15 protein-coding genes are annotated in these 16,370 nt (G+C 43.2%); 9 read left to right on the top strand and 6 right to left on the bottom strand.

The features are described 5' to 3' along the window. The first annotated feature begins 104 nt into the window (after positions 1 to 104). A complete protein-coding gene (gene dps / locus AACS90_RS19810; protein ID WP_099121207.1) occupies positions 105 to 611 on the top strand; it encodes a DNA starvation/stationary phase protection protein Dps in 507 nt (168 codons plus the stop codon). A 300-nt stretch (positions 612 to 911) separates the two neighbouring features. After that, positions 912 to 1,133 (top strand): alkylphosphonate utilization protein, encoded by a 222-nt coding sequence (locus tag AACS90_RS19805; protein ID WP_045969765.1) that lies wholly within the window; start codon positions 912 to 914, stop codon positions 1,131 to 1,133. Positions 1,134 to 1,191: 58 nt separating this feature from the next. Here the strand turns inward: AACS90_RS19805 and dinG are convergent, their stop codons facing one another. Continuing rightward, a complete protein-coding gene (dinG, locus tag AACS90_RS19800; protein WP_099121340.1) occupies positions 1,192 to 3,324 on the bottom strand; it encodes an ATP-dependent DNA helicase DinG in 2,133 nt (710 codons plus the stop codon). Positions 3,325 to 3,588: 264 nt separating this feature from the next. Here dinG and AACS90_RS19795 point away from each other — a divergent pair, with 264 nt between their 5' ends. Both AACS90_RS19795 and sseA read left to right on the top strand, forming a co-directional pair. Beyond that, positions 3,589 to 3,759 carry a hypothetical protein gene (locus tag AACS90_RS19795; RefSeq protein ID WP_193757156.1) on the top strand — a complete coding sequence of 57 codons (171 nt, stop codon included), beginning with the start codon at positions 3,589 to 3,591 and terminating at the stop codon, positions 3,757 to 3,759. A gap of 79 nt (positions 3,760 to 3,838) precedes the next feature. After that, positions 3,839 to 4,681 carry a 3-mercaptopyruvate sulfurtransferase gene (sseA, locus tag AACS90_RS19790; protein WP_099121206.1) on the top strand — a complete coding sequence of 281 codons (843 nt, stop codon included), beginning with the start codon at positions 3,839 to 3,841 and terminating at the stop codon, positions 4,679 to 4,681. Positions 4,682 to 4,817: 136 nt separating this feature from the next. On the opposite strand, the gene AACS90_RS19785 is transcribed toward sseA, so the two are convergent. The 4 genes from AACS90_RS19785 to rhlE all read right to left on the bottom strand — a co-directional run bounded on the left by AACS90_RS19785 (position 4,818) and on the right by rhlE (position 9,730). Continuing rightward, entirely contained in the window at positions 4,818 to 5,066 is a 249-nt protein-coding gene (locus AACS90_RS19785; RefSeq protein WP_099109153.1) for a GlsB/YeaQ/YmgE family stress response membrane protein, read from the bottom strand. Positions 5,067 to 5,724: 658 nt separating this feature from the next. Continuing rightward, positions 5,725 to 6,999 (bottom strand): bifunctional O-acetylhomoserine aminocarboxypropyltransferase/cysteine synthase, encoded by a 1,275-nt coding sequence (locus tag AACS90_RS19780; protein ID WP_099121205.1) that lies wholly within the window; start codon positions 6,997 to 6,999, stop codon positions 5,725 to 5,727. 420 nt (positions 7,000 to 7,419) lie between these two features. Beyond that, a complete protein-coding gene (gene dusC, locus AACS90_RS19775; RefSeq protein WP_099121204.1) occupies positions 7,420 to 8,391 on the bottom strand; it encodes a tRNA dihydrouridine(16) synthase DusC in 972 nt (323 codons plus the stop codon). 4 nt (positions 8,392 to 8,395) lie between these two features. Continuing rightward, a complete protein-coding gene (gene rhlE, locus AACS90_RS19770; protein WP_099121203.1) occupies positions 8,396 to 9,730 on the bottom strand; it encodes an ATP-dependent RNA helicase RhlE in 1,335 nt (444 codons plus the stop codon). Positions 9,731 to 10,001: 271 nt separating this feature from the next. Between rhlE and cecR the strand changes: the two genes are divergently transcribed. The 5 genes from cecR to AACS90_RS19745 are packed head-to-tail and all read left to right on the top strand — an operon-like array spanning position 10,002 to position 15,758. Beyond that, positions 10,002 to 10,679: a transcriptional regulator CecR gene (gene cecR / locus AACS90_RS19765; RefSeq protein ID WP_099121202.1), complete on the top strand. Its 678-nt coding sequence runs from the start codon at positions 10,002 to 10,004 to the stop codon at positions 10,677 to 10,679. Between the two features lie 49 nt (positions 10,680 to 10,728). After that, positions 10,729 to 11,718 carry a secretion protein HlyD gene (gene hlyD / locus AACS90_RS19760; RefSeq protein WP_099121201.1) on the top strand — a complete coding sequence of 330 codons (990 nt, stop codon included), beginning with the start codon at positions 10,729 to 10,731 and terminating at the stop codon, positions 11,716 to 11,718. Positions 11,719 to 11,727: 9 nt separating this feature from the next. Next, positions 11,728 to 13,464, top strand: a complete 1,737-nt coding sequence (locus AACS90_RS19755; RefSeq protein ID WP_099121200.1) for an ATP-binding cassette domain-containing protein — start codon at positions 11,728 to 11,730, stop codon at positions 13,462 to 13,464. Next, complete coding sequence (locus tag AACS90_RS19750) at positions 13,461 to 14,639, top strand: ABC transporter permease (RefSeq protein WP_099121199.1); 1,179 nt, start codon at positions 13,461 to 13,463, stop codon at positions 14,637 to 14,639. The genes AACS90_RS19755 and AACS90_RS19750 overlap by 4 nt, the downstream gene beginning before the upstream one ends. 12 nt (positions 14,640 to 14,651) lie before the next feature. Then, positions 14,652 to 15,758 carry an ABC transporter permease gene (locus AACS90_RS19745; RefSeq protein ID WP_099121198.1) on the top strand — a complete coding sequence of 369 codons (1,107 nt, stop codon included), beginning with the start codon at positions 14,652 to 14,654 and terminating at the stop codon, positions 15,756 to 15,758. Positions 15,759 to 15,984: 226 nt separating this feature from the next. On the opposite strand, the gene AACS90_RS19740 is transcribed toward AACS90_RS19745, so the two are convergent. After that, complete coding sequence (locus AACS90_RS19740; RefSeq protein ID WP_193757155.1) at positions 15,985 to 16,248, bottom strand: MFS transporter; 264 nt, start codon at positions 16,246 to 16,248, stop codon at positions 15,985 to 15,987. Positions 16,249 to 16,370 lie beyond the last annotated feature (122 nt).

The raw sequence follows: 16,370 nt of genomic DNA, 5'->3' as shown, positions 1-16,370 counted from the left end.
ATTAGCTATCAATTCGATAGCATAAAACGATATGACGTCTGCTCAATGTTCAGCTACTTTTAATGTATCCCATGTCATTAGTTTAAATTAAGGGAGCATTACAAATGAGTACTGCAAAATTTGTCAGAAAAAGTTCCTCCAAACTGATTTATACCCGTAATAATATCAGTGAGGGAGTCAAACAAAGTTCAATTTATGCACTAAATCATATGGTCATCCAGTTTACTGACCTGTCTCTGATGACTAAACAGGCACACTGGAATATCCGCGGCAGAAACTTCATCGCCATCCATAAAATGCTGGATGACTTCCGTACTGCGCTCGTTGATCATCTCGATACCTTTGCCGAGCGCGTCGTGCAGCTAGGTGGAGTAGCATTAGGTACACTTCAGGAAGTTCACAAAGGAACTCAGCTGGAAAGTTACCCGACGGGTATTCACGATGTACAGGATCACTTAAAAGCACTGGCTGATCGTTATGCTATTGTTGCTAATGATATCCGTCAGGCTATTGGTGATGCGGAAGATGAAGATACAGCAGATATGTTCACAGCTGCTTCCCGTGATCTCGATAAATTTTTATGGTTTCTTGAAGCCAATATTGAGCACTAAGATAAAAACACCATCATCATACACACTGGATTTCATGAAACATCGCTGCCGCAAGGAAGTTCATCCCCAGAAGCGTAGAGCTATGTAACTGGGGTGAACGAGCGCAGCCATCAAAGAGATAATTTGAAAGACAAAGTGATTTGAAAAACAAAGTGTATAGGCCGTTATTACGGCCTTTTTTATTATAAAAAACATCTAAAATAGAAGTTATAACCTAAAAAATCATACTAACCTTTAAAAAATTCATTTTTCTCTCTATAATCCCGTCTGCTTTAAAAATAAACATGAGGACAATATACAATGGATATCGAAGTTAAAGATTCCAACGGTGCCCTGCTGAATGATGGTGATTCAGTACAAGTTATCAAAGACCTGAAAGTCAAAGGCACCTCTAAAACACTGAAACGTGGCACATTAATTAAAAATATTCGCCTTACCCACCGTGAAGACGAAATCGAATGTAATGCTGATAAAATCAAAGGGTTAGTACTGAAAACCTGTTTCCTGAAAAAAATCGGATAAATAACAGTTATCAGCCTAACTTTGCCTTAAGGATAAATAATATTAACTTTTATATTATTTATCCTTTTTTCATTTTCAGTAATATTTCTTCCGAAGGTATATCCGGTTGTTCAATCGGAAAAACAGGCAATGCATCCAGCAAACGGGATCCATAACGCTTGGTCAACAGCCTTTTGTCATAAATTACCACAGCACCATGACACTCATGACTGCGTATGAGTCTTCCCACTTGTTGAATAAGACTGAAAGAAGCACTCGGCAAACTCTGCACTTCAAAAGGATAGCGTTTCAGGGATTTCAGCCACTCACTTTCAGTGATAATGACAGGGTTTGTGACGGGCGGAAAAGCAATTTTATGGATGTGTACCTGTGAAAGGTAATTACCTTTCAAATCCAGTCCTTCAGCAAAAGACTGCAACCCAACCAGAACACTGGGCTGCCCTTCGTCAATTCGTTTGCAATGGGTTTCCACCAGCCGATATCGTGGCTGATCCCCCTGCACCAATAACATCAGCCGTAAATCTTTTACAAATTGGAGAAACCCCTCCATCGCACGTTGGCTGCTAAACAGCACTAACATTCCCTGATGAGCACCCAACAGTATTTGCGAACGGAAATAACGCGCCATTTCCTCAAGGTGTTGCATTTCATTATGGATTGTAGGCTCCAGCGTCATTCGCGGAATAATCAGACGCCCTTGGCGAACATGTTCAAAAGGAGATGTCAAAGTAACAAAGCGATCATCATAATTTTCATGCAATCCTGTCAGCTCCTGAATACGGGAAAAGCTGTTAAGAGAGCGCAATGTCGCGGATGTTACGACAATATGAGGAATGTTTCGCCACAATAACTGAGTTAATTGTTCACTGACCCGAATACCCGCGCAGTGAAAGTAAAGGTGTGACTGATTCTTCTCATAACGGCGTGTCAGCCACTTTGAGATAGGAGCATGGGAGGATTCTTCCTGCGAAGTCAGACGCCACAGCTTTGCCATATTTTCGAAATAACCCAGTGTTCTGCTAGTCAGCAAGATAGCCCGATGCAGCTTGACAATATCCTGTTTCGCGGTTTGATCGGTAAGATCATTTAGAATCGCTTCAGATAAGCTGCGTAGGCCATCTGTCAGCTTAAATAGTGTCTGACAACACAGCAGCAAATTATCCGGTAATTTTCCCAGTTCAAACAGATATTCTTCCGCATCCCCTCGTTCGGGCAATAATGCCTGTATGATATCAGCCAGCTCCCTGAAACATTCGCGGATTTTTTCACAATGAGCCTGTAAACGGCTTATCTCAGCCAAAGCAGGCGGTTTCGCCGGACGGAACTGAAGCAAATATTGCTCGACATGACGAACAAAGGAATCCAACTGCCCATTCAGCTGAAATAGCGTAATCTCTCCTTCTACCTCCAGTGAATCCCTTGCAACATCCGGGATATGGTGACCTTCATCCAGAACCAGCAACATATTTTTAGCTTCCGGCAGGACAGATTCACTTTCCAATGCCGCCATCACCAAAGAATGATTAGCAACGACAACATCAGCATCTTCAATCTCCCTTCGGGCCAGAAAGAATGGACAACGGTGATAAAACTGGCAGTTACGGGCCAGACAGTTCATCTTATCAGTACTGACCTTTGACCATAGCGAATCCGACAATGCCAGCTGATGATGATCCCGCAAACCATCCCAGCCAAAAGAAGAGTAATCATTGCGTAACCTGCGACACAGTTCTCGTTCTTCACTATTTGCAACAGCGGTCTGATCTTCCACCAGCAGCATCAAATCAATTTGCTCTCCCTCTGCGGCGCAAATAGCTTCCAGATTACGCGGGCAAACATAACGCGCACGACCAAAAGCCCCGGTGAATTTCAAATCCGGGATGATTTTTCGTAATAGCGGTAGATCCTTACTGTAAATCTGATCCTGTAAAGCCACATTAGCAGTACTCACTACTAATGGTTTCTGCTCAGCCCGACTGACTGCAATACCAGGAATAAGGTAGGATAATGTTTTTCCCACTCCGGTGGGCGCTTCTATAACCAGATGCCGCCCTTCATCATCTGCCAGTGTTTTCGCCACTTCTGCAATCATCTGACGTTGGGGAGCCCTTGGAATGAAGCCGTCAATGTGGGTGGATAACGCCTTATACCATTGACTGATTTGATTTTTTATTGAACTGGAAAGTGCCATATGTTTTGCTGCATGAGAATTATCACCCCATTCTCCCACAGAGTTACCCTCAGATCAGCCTGATATCACGATTATTGGGAACAACTTTCCAGCTTTTTTACAGAAAAAACCAGAAAGTCGCTTATTGCTTGTCTGGAGTGTAGAAGCCGATATACTTCTATACCCGTTGTCTTTCAAGTTGTCTCTTTGTTATTGGCGGCGATGCAACTGGAAATCCATTGGGTATAACCTTCTACATGTCTAAAAATTTTATCGGGAACAAAGATGAAAAAGATCCTGCTTGTTATTATTGTACTATTCACCCTCGGCTCTATCGGAGGCATTATTTTAGCAGGAATGAACATGTATAACCGTTCAACCGCCTCAGCAGAAGAGACACAACAAGCACAGCCAGAAACGGTGCATCAGGAAAACATACAATCCGGGCAACAGTAATAGCCGATATACCCTCAGATTTATTGCAGTACCCAATTTAGTAGTATAACGCACGGAATATCCAATGACGGGGAAGCTTATGAACAGTCAATATTTTGTTACTCCACAATGGCTAAGCGAACATCTCAATGATGAGAATGTTGTTGTTATTGATGCCAGTGCTCCCATGCCAACTGAATCCATTGATTATCAGCAGAAATGGCTGGAGAAACATATACCGGGCTCCGGATTTTTTGATCTTGATAAAATAGCTGACCTTCAGAGCCCATTGCCACATATGCTCCCTGCTCCGGAAACTTTCCAAAAAGCCGTTAGCGAAATGGGAATCAGTGAAAATAATCTGATTGTCATTTACGATCAGGGAAATATGTTTTCTGCTCCACGGGCATGGTGGACATTTAAAACTTTTGGCGCAAAAAACATCCGTATTCTTGAAGGTGGTTTACAAGGCTGGCAACTGGCTGGTTACCCAACTGAATCGGGAGAAGTCAGCCACCATGCGCAGGTATTCAATATCCATTTTTCTCCCGAACAGGTCATTTCCCGGCAACAGATCCTTGATATTCTCCATAATGAGAAGGAAAAGACACAAGTTGTCGATGCCAGATCAGTCGAGCGTTTTCAGGCCAGAGCACCTGAGCCACGACCGGGCTTAAGAATGGGCCATGTTCCCGGTTCAAAAAATGTCCCGTGGACAGCGCTACTCGAAAATGGACATTACAAATCGCCAGATGAAATTAAACTTATCTTTAAACAACAAGGTGTCGATTTAGGGCAACCCATTATCACTAGTTGTGGCTCTGGAATGACAGCGGCTGTTTTAGTGCTAGGGCTTGATATAATTGGTCATAAAAAAGCAGCATTATACGATGGGTCATGGGCTGAATGGGGAGCTGATGATAATCTCCCATTAGAAAAATAAATAATAATGTACTTAATTGGTTGAGCTGTTTCACAGTGGCAAAAACAATTTAAAAGATACAAGGGCATCAAATTATCATGCCCTTTTTCTATCACTCATCTTAAATCTATTATTAAGATTAATAAGTACAATTAAATTAATTAGAGACTTTGTGATATATAAACAGGACAACCAGTGCACCAATAACAGCAATGGCAAAACTTCCCAAATTAAATCCATCTACTTTTCCCATGCCAAAAAATGTACTTATATAGCCCCCGACAACTGCACCAATAATCCCTAAAATCACCGTCATAATGATACCGCTGCTATTATCGCCCGGCATAATCCACTTCGCTATGATCCCGGCAATTAAACCGAAGATAATCCATGACAGAATACCCATGCTCAACCCCCTGATTTTATTAAACATACCACCTTATCTCAAACCACCTCTTTTTGGCTGGCTCATTCTCCCTGACCGCATACTTATCTATGCTCTCGGGAATAAACGCCCCTGACGCCGCGATGCAGCTCGAAACTCTGGGTATATTGGGTATCAATAAGAGCTAACGCCCTGATGAGATTTTACTGAGAATGTCTTAACTACATTCACTAATTTAAGACACGAACTAAAAAAATTGCAAATAGTAGAAAGCTGTCAGTTTATGAATAATCATAAGGAATTATAGGGTTCAGTTAAATCAAAATATGTCGTTAATTAATTTAATATCATTGTTGTTTTTGATTAATTAAACATTTCCTCAGATATTTAAAAATTGAATTAAACGAAAAATAGTCCGGACGTTATAATTATATGAATTCTATATACCCGATAAAAAAGAAGTGCAGATGTGCGTGTGCCACTGGGGAGGTAAATGTAAATATAGCCGCTCACCCTCGGTATGTGGTTATGAATATAGAATAGTCTGTATTTTGCAGGATTACTGAGAGGCTCCTGCCTCTCACCAGAGGCCAGCTTTTGGCTGGACAAATTCGTTCCTGATGAATTTGTCATTCCTTCGCCACTACAACATAACTTGCAATTCGTTGGTATATTTCAATTATTTTGCCATATCCAATGCCTGTGCAAGGTCTGCAATAATGTCATCACTGTGCTCAATGCCAATAGACAAACGGATCAGATCTCGTGATGCGCCAGCTTTTATCAACTCTTCTTCATTTAATTGACGATGAGTTGTAGATGCAGGATGACAAGCCAATGATTTAGCATCACCAATATTAACCAAACGTGTAATCAGTTGCAGAGCATCAATAAAACGTGTCGCTGCTTTTTCCTCTCCCTCAATACCGAAAGATAAAATAGCCGAAGGTTTCCCTCCCATATAACGTACAGCCAAATCATATTCAGGATGTGTCGGTAGTCCGGCGTATTTAACCCAGGATACCAGAGGATGTTGTTCCAGATACTGAGCAACTTTCAAGGCATTTTCAGTATGGCGTTCCATACGAAGAGCGAGTGTTTCAAGGCCCTGTAAAATCAAAAATGCATTAAAAGGAGAAAGGGATGCACCAGTACTACGCAGCTGCCCAACACGACAGCGGGCAATAAATGCTGCTACACCAAAATGTTCGAGATAATTTATACCATGATAGGAAGGATCTGGCGTATTCAAAACAGCAAAACGATCCTTATGGTCTGCCCAGGGGAAATTGCCTGAATCAATCACCATTCCGCCCATGGAATTTCCATGACCACCAATATACTTGGTCAGGGAATGTACGATAATATCGGCACCATGTTCAAACGGACGACACAAATAAGGTGTTGCAACGGTATTATCGACAATAAGTGGAATCCCGTGCCGATGAGCAATATCAGCGAATGCACGGATATCAACAATATTCCCGCTTGGATTACAGATCGTTTCACAAAAAACAGCTTTGGTTCTTTCATCAATCATCGATTCAAGAGCAGCAAGATCGTCATGATCAATAAAACGGACTTCAATCCCAATATTTTGGAAATTATGTGTCATTAAGTTATAAGTTCCGCCATACAATTTTGCTACAGAAACAATGTTATCTCCCAGGCCAGTAATTGTCTGAATAGCATAGGTGATTGCTGCCATGCCAGAAGCAACAGCAAGTGCACCCACTCCCCCTTCTAAAGCAGCAATACGTTTTTCCAGCACATCATTAGTCGGGTTCATAATGCGGGTGTAAATGTTGCCTTCAACTTTTAAATCAAATAAATCAGCGCCATGCTGTGAGTCATCAAAGGCATAAGACGTTGTTTGATAAATTGGGACTGCAACCGCTTTAGTTGTAGGATCAGGAGAGTAACCGGCATGAATGGACAGTGTTTCTAATTTCATTGGCATTTCCTTCATTGAATTACAAGTAAGGTCATAATGAAATGGACATTTCTCAGGCCCGCTTCAGCATCCGATGATGAATAACATCAGCAAAACATGAAGAAGTGTCTCACGGAACAAATGATCAAATTTGTGACAATCTAACTGACTGAAGTGGTCAATTCAGACAATTTGCTTATGAAATCCTCAATATGTGTACACAATGTATTTCAGGCTACATCGCGGCAGCAAGGGTGTTCATCCCCAAAAGCATAGATAACCGTATGTCTATAAAATCGGTGGCAGGGGTGAATAAGTGCAACCAGCAGAGACGCAACCTGAAAAACGAAGTGTATAGCATCTTTCAGAATAGAGAACAATAACGATAAAAATAACATCATTATCATCATAGAAACTTATAGAGACCTGAAGATACGTTAACTAAACTGCTTCATTATCAATTAAATACATATCATTCTCTACAACTCGAGAAATCACTTCAGCTATAGCCGATGATGTTTTTAATGCCCTGACTTGCATAAATAACTCCTCAGCTTCACGGTATTCTCTGCGTAGATAACCAAGCCATTGCTTAATGCGGGCAACATGATATAAACCGGTATCCCCTTGTTTTTCCAACAGGGTGTATTTCTGTAATAGCCGGAGCACACCATGCCACGGCATTTTCGGTTCATTAAATTTAATCACCCGGCTTAAATTCGGCACATGCAGCGCTCCACGGCCAATCATCACGGAATCACATCCGGTGACTTTGAGACACTCCTGTGCACTTTGCCAGTCCCATATTTCTCCATTTGCAATGACCGGTATGGCAAGGCGACGGCGGATCTCGCCAATCGCCTGCCAGTTTATGCGTTCTGCTTTATAGCCATCTTCCTTAGTACGTCCATGCACTACCAGTTCAGTTGCACCTGCCTGCTGAACAGCATCTGCAATTTCAAACTGCCGGGCATCGGAATCCCATCCCAGACGTACTTTTACTGTAACCGGTAATTCTGCCGGTACAGCTTGCCGCATGGCTTTGGCTCCACGGTAGATAAGTTCTGGATCTTTCAGTAATGTAGCCCCGCCACCATTACCATTGACGGTTTTGGAAGGACAGCCACAATTTAAATCAACTCCCCACGAACCCAATTCCACCGCTCTGACTGCATTTTCAGCCAGCCATGACGGATCTTGCCCTAAAAGCTGTATCCTGACCGGTGTTCCCGATGGCGTCCTGCTCTGGCGATGCAGCTCAGGACACAAACGGTAAAAAGACCTTGCCGGCAATAAGCTATCCACGATCCGCAGGAATTCCGTAATACAGAGATCGTAATCATTGACCTCACTAAGCAATTCCCTGACCAGTGAATCCAGAACTCCTTCCATCGGAGCCAGCAAAACGCGCATTGTATTACTCTCCTGCTACCGCTTTAGCTGGTCTGCGATTGCGAGGTTTCTGTGATGAAGCACTCTTTGGCCATACATTCTTGTTGCGTGAATGGCCATGATTTTGCCGGTTAGCGCCCTGTTTATCACCGGTACGCTGAGCTCGGGGCTGGTTACTGCGCCCGTTACGACCATTCTGAATAGGCTCTGCTTTAATCGAAGGATCAGGTTCATAGCCGGGAGTGGTGATACGCGGAATTTCCCGCTTCAGCAAGCGCTCAATATCTTTCAATAATTTATGTTCATCAACACATACCAGAGATATTGCCTGCCCTGTTGCTTCGGCACGACCGGTACGACCGATACGATGCACATAATCTTCTGCAACATTCGGCAATTCATAGTTAACAACATGAGGCAGCTGGTCAATATCCAGCCCACGGGCCGCAATATCCGTTGCAACTAATGCCCGTATCTGACCACTTTTAAAATCAGCCAATGCACGGGTTCTGGCACCTTGGCTCTTATTGCCATGAATCGCTGCCGCAGTAACACCATCTTTATTGAGCTGTTCTGCCAAACGGTTTGCGCCATGTTTCGTACGGGTAAATACCAGTACCTGCTGCCAGTTCTGGCTGCCAATCATATAAGAAAGCAATTCCCCTTTGCGTTTCTTATCTACAAAATGAACAGCCTGCTCAATTTGCTCAGAAGCTGAATTACGACGGGCAACTTCTACACTGACCGGATCACGCAGCAACTTGTTAGCCAGATTTTTTATCTCATCCGAGAATGTTGCTGAAAACAGCAGATTCTGACGTTTGGCTGGCAGTTTATTCAGTACCCGACGAATGTCATGAATAAAACCCATATCCAACATGCGATCCGCTTCATCCAGGACCAGCATTTCCACGTGGGATAGGTCTACGGCATTTTGGTGTTCCAGATCCAGCAAACGCCCTGGTGTTGCGACTAAAATATCGACTCCACCACGCAATTTCATCATTTGCGGGTTGATACTTACCCCTCCAAATACCACAAAGGAACGTAGCCGGAGATATTTGCTGTAATTGCGGACATTTTCCCCCACTTGTGCCGCCAGTTCACGGGTTGGCGTCAGGATCAAAGCCCTGACCGGGCGACGCCCTTTAGATTGAATGGGAGATTCACTCAATAACTGTAAGATAGGCAAAGTAAAACCTGCCGTTTTCCCCGTTCCGGTCTGGGCACTCGCCAGTAGATCTTTACCGGACAACACAACAGGAATCGCCTGTTGCTGAATAGGGGTAGGCTCTGCGTATCCTTGTTCTTCAATGGCACGCAAAATATCAGCCTTCAAGCCGAGTGACTCAAAATTCATAAATAAGAAATACTCCAGACTTCACCATTCCTGATATCAATTCAGGGGCAGTTTTATGGGAAGAGAAAAGACGCGATAAAACGCTTAGAAATTACATAAACTGCAATGCACCATAGGTGCGGCATTATAACAGATATGTTTTTTCAAACAGCATGAAGCATAGGTAAATTTATGTCATCTTTACATCAGGATGCTTTAGTTTTAAAGTTAATCATACGATTGATATATTTATGACCATTTTTATGGCTCTTATCACAGGATATTTTCCAACATGGCAGCGAAAACGGCTCAGACGTCACGAGGCGAACAAGCTAAGCAACAACTTCTTGAATCTGCACTAGAGATTTTTGGTAAATCAGGTCTGGAAGGTGCAACTACCCGTAATATTGCTCAACACGCAAAACAAAATATCGCCGCCATTGCTTATTATTTTGGCTCTAAAGAAGGGCTATACCTTGCTGTCGCACAACATATTGCCGACAGACTGAAAACAGAATTTTCCCTGCTGATTGCGTCTATTGACCAATTTTTTATCACAACGCCTCAACCTTATCCGCAAGAACAGATACTGGCATTTATTCATCAGGGGCTGATTAGCTATAACCATCTCATTTTCGATAAAAGCAGCCTTAATCTCAGCCGCATTATGTCGCATGAACAATTGACGCCTACAGAAGCTTATAGCGTTATTCATGAACAGGGGCTTGCTCCGATTTATTCCCGCCTGAATAAACTCATCGCCCATTATATCGGCGCTGATGAAGGTCACGTTTCCACCCAAATCCACACACATGCCTTATTAGGGGAAATCCTCTCTTTCCGGCTGGCACGGGAAGCTCTATTACGTCAGACCGGCTGGGATAATATTGGTACCCGAGAATATGAGTTAATTAATCAGGTATTAACTCAGCATATTAATATATTACTTAATGGACTGAGGAAAAAATAACCGCCCGCAGGACGATTCGAAAATTTAATAACGTATAAGGGATAGTAGTATGAACACTAAAAAGTTTGCTCTTGTCCTATTAGCGATCATCATTATTACTGCTGCCATTGGTATTTACTATTATCAGGAACGAAATGACAAAGAGTTAACCCTGTATGGCAATGTTGATATCAGAACAGTCAACCTTGGGTTCCGGGTCAATGGCAAGCTGGAAACCCTGCAAGTGGATGAAGGAGATGCCATCACCGCTGGCCAGCTTCTGGGCCAGCTCGATAATTCTCCCTTTATTAATGCCCTGAATCAGGCCAAAGCCAATCGCGATGCCGCTAAGGCAAATTTTATAAAAGCAGAAGCAGGTTATCGCTTAGAAGAAATTGCACAGGTGCGGGCTGAAGTTGCCCAAAAAGAATCTGCGTTCCGTTTCGCTGACAGCTTTCTGAAGCGTCAACAGGAATTATGGCAACGCAAAATGATTTCAGCCAACGATCTGGAAAATGCGAAAACCGGGCAACATCAGGCATTGGCCGTTTATCAGGCAGCCAAAGATAAATTACGTCAGTTTGAGGCGGGAAATCGTAAAGAAGATATTGCTTCTGCCAAAGCCCAGTTCGCTCAGGCTGAGGCAGCAGTCACTCAAGCTGAACTCAATTTACAGGACACTCATCTTATTTCCCCCTCCGCCGGAGTTATCCTGACCAGAGCCATTGAGCCGGGTACGATTCTGGCCACCGGCAATACGGTCTTTACGTTATCACTGACTAATCCGGTCTGGATAAGAGCATACATTGATGAGCCGAATCTCAGTCAGGCAACAGCAGGACGAGATATTCTGATTTATACCGATGGCCGAAAAAATCAGCCTTACCACGGCAAAATTGGTTTTGTTTCCCCGACCGCAGAATTTACCCCGAAAAATGTTGAAACTCCCGATTTGAGGACAGATTTAGTTTATCGCCTGCGTGTTATTGTCAGTGATCCGGATGAAGGACTAAAGCAAGGAATGCCGGTTACGTTGCGTTTTACTGACTCAGACAAGTAAGGCAGCAATATGACCAGTTCAGCCTATACAATAAAACTGAACGGTGTGGAGAAAACTTTTCCGGGGTTAGAAATTCCGGCGGTATCGCAATTAAATGCTGAGCTGTTCGGGGGATCTGTTACCGGGCTTGTCGGCCCGGATGGAGCGGGAAAAACCACACTGATACGAATGTTGGCCGGGTTACTGAAGCCAAATCACGGCACTATTGAAATCATGGGGCTTGATCCCATCAAAGACAGTGTCGAAGTTCGTTCTAAACTGGGCTATATGCCCCAAAAATTTGGGCTGTATGAAGACTTAACCGTACAGGAAAACCTCGATTTATATGCAGACCTGCGTAGTGTAACTGGAGAAGAGCGACAATCCACTTTCCGGAAGCTACTGACTTTTACTGATTTAACCCGCTTTACTGGCCGACTGGCAGGTAAGCTCTCCGGCGGGATGAAACAGAAGCTAGGTCTGGCCTGTACATTGGTCGGCAGCCCTAAAGTGTTATTGCTTGATGAACCCGGTGTGGGTGTAGATCCCATTGCCCGACGGGAATTATGGCAAATGGTGCATGAACTTGCTTCTGATGGCATGCTGATTTTATGGAGCACCTCTTATTTAGATGAAGCCGAACTTTGCCCTGATGTTTTATTGCTGAATCAGGGTGAATTACTTTATCGCGGTCAGCCACAAAAACTGACTCAGGGTATTGCCGGACGCTCTTTTCTGCTTGATATCAAACCAGACTCCCGCCGGAAAATTCTGCAACAGGCACTCACGTTGCCACAAGTCACCGATGGCGTAATTCAGGGCAGATACCTTCGGCTGATTTTAAGAGCCGGCGCTGACAGTGCTGAGCTATGTCAGCAACTAGGTCTACCTGATATCAAGCTCTTTGATGCGGAGCCACGCTTTGAAGATGCCTTTATTGATTTACTGGGTGGCATCCCTTCCCGCCGTTCAGAGCTGGCAGAAATCATGCCGCAGATCCCGCCAAATCCGACAGAAACCGTAATAGAAGCCCGTAATCTGACAAAAAAATTCGGCGACTTTACTGCTACAGATCATGTGAACTTTCAGGTAAAACGTGGAGAAATTTTCGGCTTACTGGGGCCCAATGGAGCCGGAAAATCGACGACATTCAAAATGATGTGTGGGTTGATGCTTCCAACACATGGCAATGCGCTGGTATTGAATATGGACTTAAAAACCGATTCAGGGCAGGCACGTCAGCACCTCGGTTATATGGCACAAAAGTTTTCACTCTATGGTGATTTAACTGTAGAGCAAAACCTGAAATTCTTTTCCGGCGTTTATGGTTTAAGTGGTCGCCATCAGAAGAAAAAAATGGCAGAAATGATCAGTGCTTTTAGCCTGAAACCTATTTTGCAGCAAACGACCGACAGCCTGCCACTCGGTTTTAAACAACGGCTGGCCCTTGCCTGCGCTCTGATGCATGAACCCGATATTCTGTTTCTGGATGAACCGACATCAGGTGTTGATCCTCTGACACGTCGTGAATTCTGGTTACACATCAATGGAATGGTGGATAAAGGTGTTACCGTGATGGTCACGACACATTTCATGGATGAAGCAGAGTATTGTGACCGTATCGGTTTGGTTTTTCGCGGAAAATTAATTGCAGCAGGCACACCTGACGAATTGAAGCGACAGGTATCAACGACAGAGCGCACTAACCCGTCAATGGAAGATGTTTTTATCGACCTCGTGGTGAATTACGATAAGGAGCCGCAATGAGTCGTAATGAAGAAAATCATGCTGAACAAGCTCCCAAAACTCAAAAAGCAGTCAGTTTTTCATGGCGGCGGCTAAAAGCACTTTGTATTAAAGAGAGTAAGCAGATTATACGTGATCCCAGCAGTACCTTAATTGCTGTCGTGATTCCACTTATGCTGTTATTTATTTTCGGTTACGGGATTAATCTTGATTCCAGTAAACTTCGCCTCGGTATCTTGATGGAACAACAAAGCAAAGATGCACAGGAACTGGTTCATGCATTCACCGGGTCACCTTATATTGATGCCACGATCAGCAATAACCGCCAGCTTTTGATCAATAAAATACAGGCCGGTGAAATTCGCGGCATTATTATTATCCCGGTCAATTTTGATGCACAGCTTGCCCGGGTTGGTGATCATGCTCCAATTCAGGTGATCACAGATGGCAGTGAACCTAATACAGCCAATTTTGTACAGGGTTACGCTAAAGGGGTCTGGCAAATCTGGTTACAGCAACGAGGGCAAAATCAGGGAACCTCAACAACCCCACTCATTGATATGCAAATCCGCTACTGGTTTAATCCGGCTGCAATCAGCCAGCATTTTCTTATTCCCGGTGCGATTTCAATTATCATAACAGTTGTTGGCGCAATCCTGACTTCTCTGGTTGTCGCTCGCGAATGGGAACGGGGTACAATGGAAGCCCTTTTATCCACTCAGGTTACCCGAACCGAATTATTGCTTTCCAAATTATTGCCCTATCAGGTTCTCGGCTCTTTCGTCATGGTACTTTGCATGGTTTTTGCCGTCTTTATTATGGGTATTCCTTATCATGGCTCGCTTTGGATACTGGCTTTAATTTCCAGCTTGTATCTCGCTACTGCTTTAGGAATGGGGTTATTAATCTCAACAGTGACCCGTAACCAATTTAACGCGGCAATGATTTCCCTTAATGCTGCTTTTTTACCCGCCATTATGCTATCCGGCTTTGTATTTGAAATAAATAGTATGCCGTGGCTGATTCAGCTTTCTACTTATATTGTTCCTGCCCGTTATTTTGTCAGTAGCTTACAAACGCTGTTTTTGGCAGGTAATATCGGCACCGTTTTAATCACAAATTTGCTGTTTTTAATTGCCAGTGCCATCGTATTTATTGGCCTGACTGCATGGAAAACCCGCCGACATCTGGATTAAAAAGGAAAGAACATGTTTCATCGCCTATATACACTCGTCATGAAAGAATTACAGTCTCTCCTGCGAGATCCTCAGACACGGGCGACTCTGATTCTGCCCGTTATTTTTCAGATGATACTGTTTCCGTGGGCTGCAACTCTGGAAGTTAAAAATGCCACTATCGCAATTTATGACGAAGATAAAGGACAGGCATCCATCGAACTGACCCAACGGCTGGCGAAATCTAAAGCCTTTCCTGATCTTATTATACTAAACAGTTCTCAGGAGATTCGACCGACACTGGATAACCGTGATGCCTTGCTATTAGTTCGTTTTCCACAAAATTTCAGTGCTCATATTGCCAGCCATTCCCCTACTTCCATTCAGGTTCTGCTTGATGGACGTAACTCAAACAGCGCACAAATTGCTGCCAACTATCTTCAACAGATTGTGATGAACTATCAGAAAGAGTTACAGGGCAATACACCGGGATTAAATAACAGCGAACTGATTATACGTAACTGGTATAACGCCAATCTGGATTATAAATGGTTCGTGGTTCCGTCTCTGGTTGCCATGATAACAACCATTGGCGTTCTGATCGTCACTGCTCTTTCCGTTGCCCGTGAGCGAGAACAGGGAACATTGGATCAATTGCTCGTTTCCCCTCTGACCACATGGCAAATTTTCATTGGTAAAGCTATTCCGGCGTTAGTGGTAGCAACCGTGCAGGCAAGTATCGTTTTGCTGATTGGAACATTGTGTTACCAAATTCCTTTTTCAGGCTCACTACTGCTGTTTTACGGCTGCATCCTGATTTATGGGCTATCTCTGGTCGGGTTTGGCTTGCTCATCTCCGCTATTTGTTCAACACAACAACAGGCCTTTATCGGCGTTTTTGTATTTATGATGCCTGCCATCCTTCTTTCTGGATATATCTCTCCCGTTGAGAACATGCCCATCTGGTTACAGGATATAACATGGATAAACCCAATCCGGCACTTTACTGACATCACTAAACAGATTTATTTGAAAGGCGCTGATTTTTCGGTGATCTGGCACAGCCTATGGCCTTTACTGGTGATTATTGTGACGACAAGTGGAATTGCTTATCGGTTATTCCGGAGCAAAATTGCGTGATGTTTTAATTTATAATGATCTGACAGGTGAAATTTAATAATAGAGATATAAAATAGGGTAATGAGACAACGGCAATATTCACAATACTCTTTATCTAAAGAATATTTAAATTTTGTGAATACAAGTTTAATATTAACCGTTGTCATATAATACACTCTCATACAACTGAAAATATAGAATTATCTTATTAGGAGAATCCAAGCCATATAAATACTACATAAACATGTTACTTATCCTGACCTACAAAGGCCTTAGTTGGTCTTGGAGTCAAGAACATAACACACACACCAGCCAAAGATATTATAACTCCACCTAATGCAAGATAAATAATAGATGCATGAGAAATAATGACTCCTCCAACAACAGAACCTAAAGCTATTCCTGAGTTAAAACCTGCAATATTAAGTCCTGAAGCCACTGGAATTGCTTCAGGAACATAATTCTTAGCAATATTTATTACTCTAAATAACTTTTCATAATAGTGGGACACTCGATTTACTTTATCTGAAAGAATCTATTTGCAGATTTTTTCAAGAATTTTTTCACATTACTGAGCAGTTGCCACATATACCGACAACAATGGTTACGTGTAACTGTTTCATGTAACGTGTG

This window comes from Xenorhabdus sp. KK7.4 (assembly GCF_963876465.1).
GTDB lineage: Bacteria > Pseudomonadota > Gammaproteobacteria > Enterobacterales > Enterobacteriaceae > Xenorhabdus > Xenorhabdus stockiae.
Note: the sequence above shows the minus strand (reverse complement) of the source record. Positions and strands in the feature narration are given on the sequence as shown.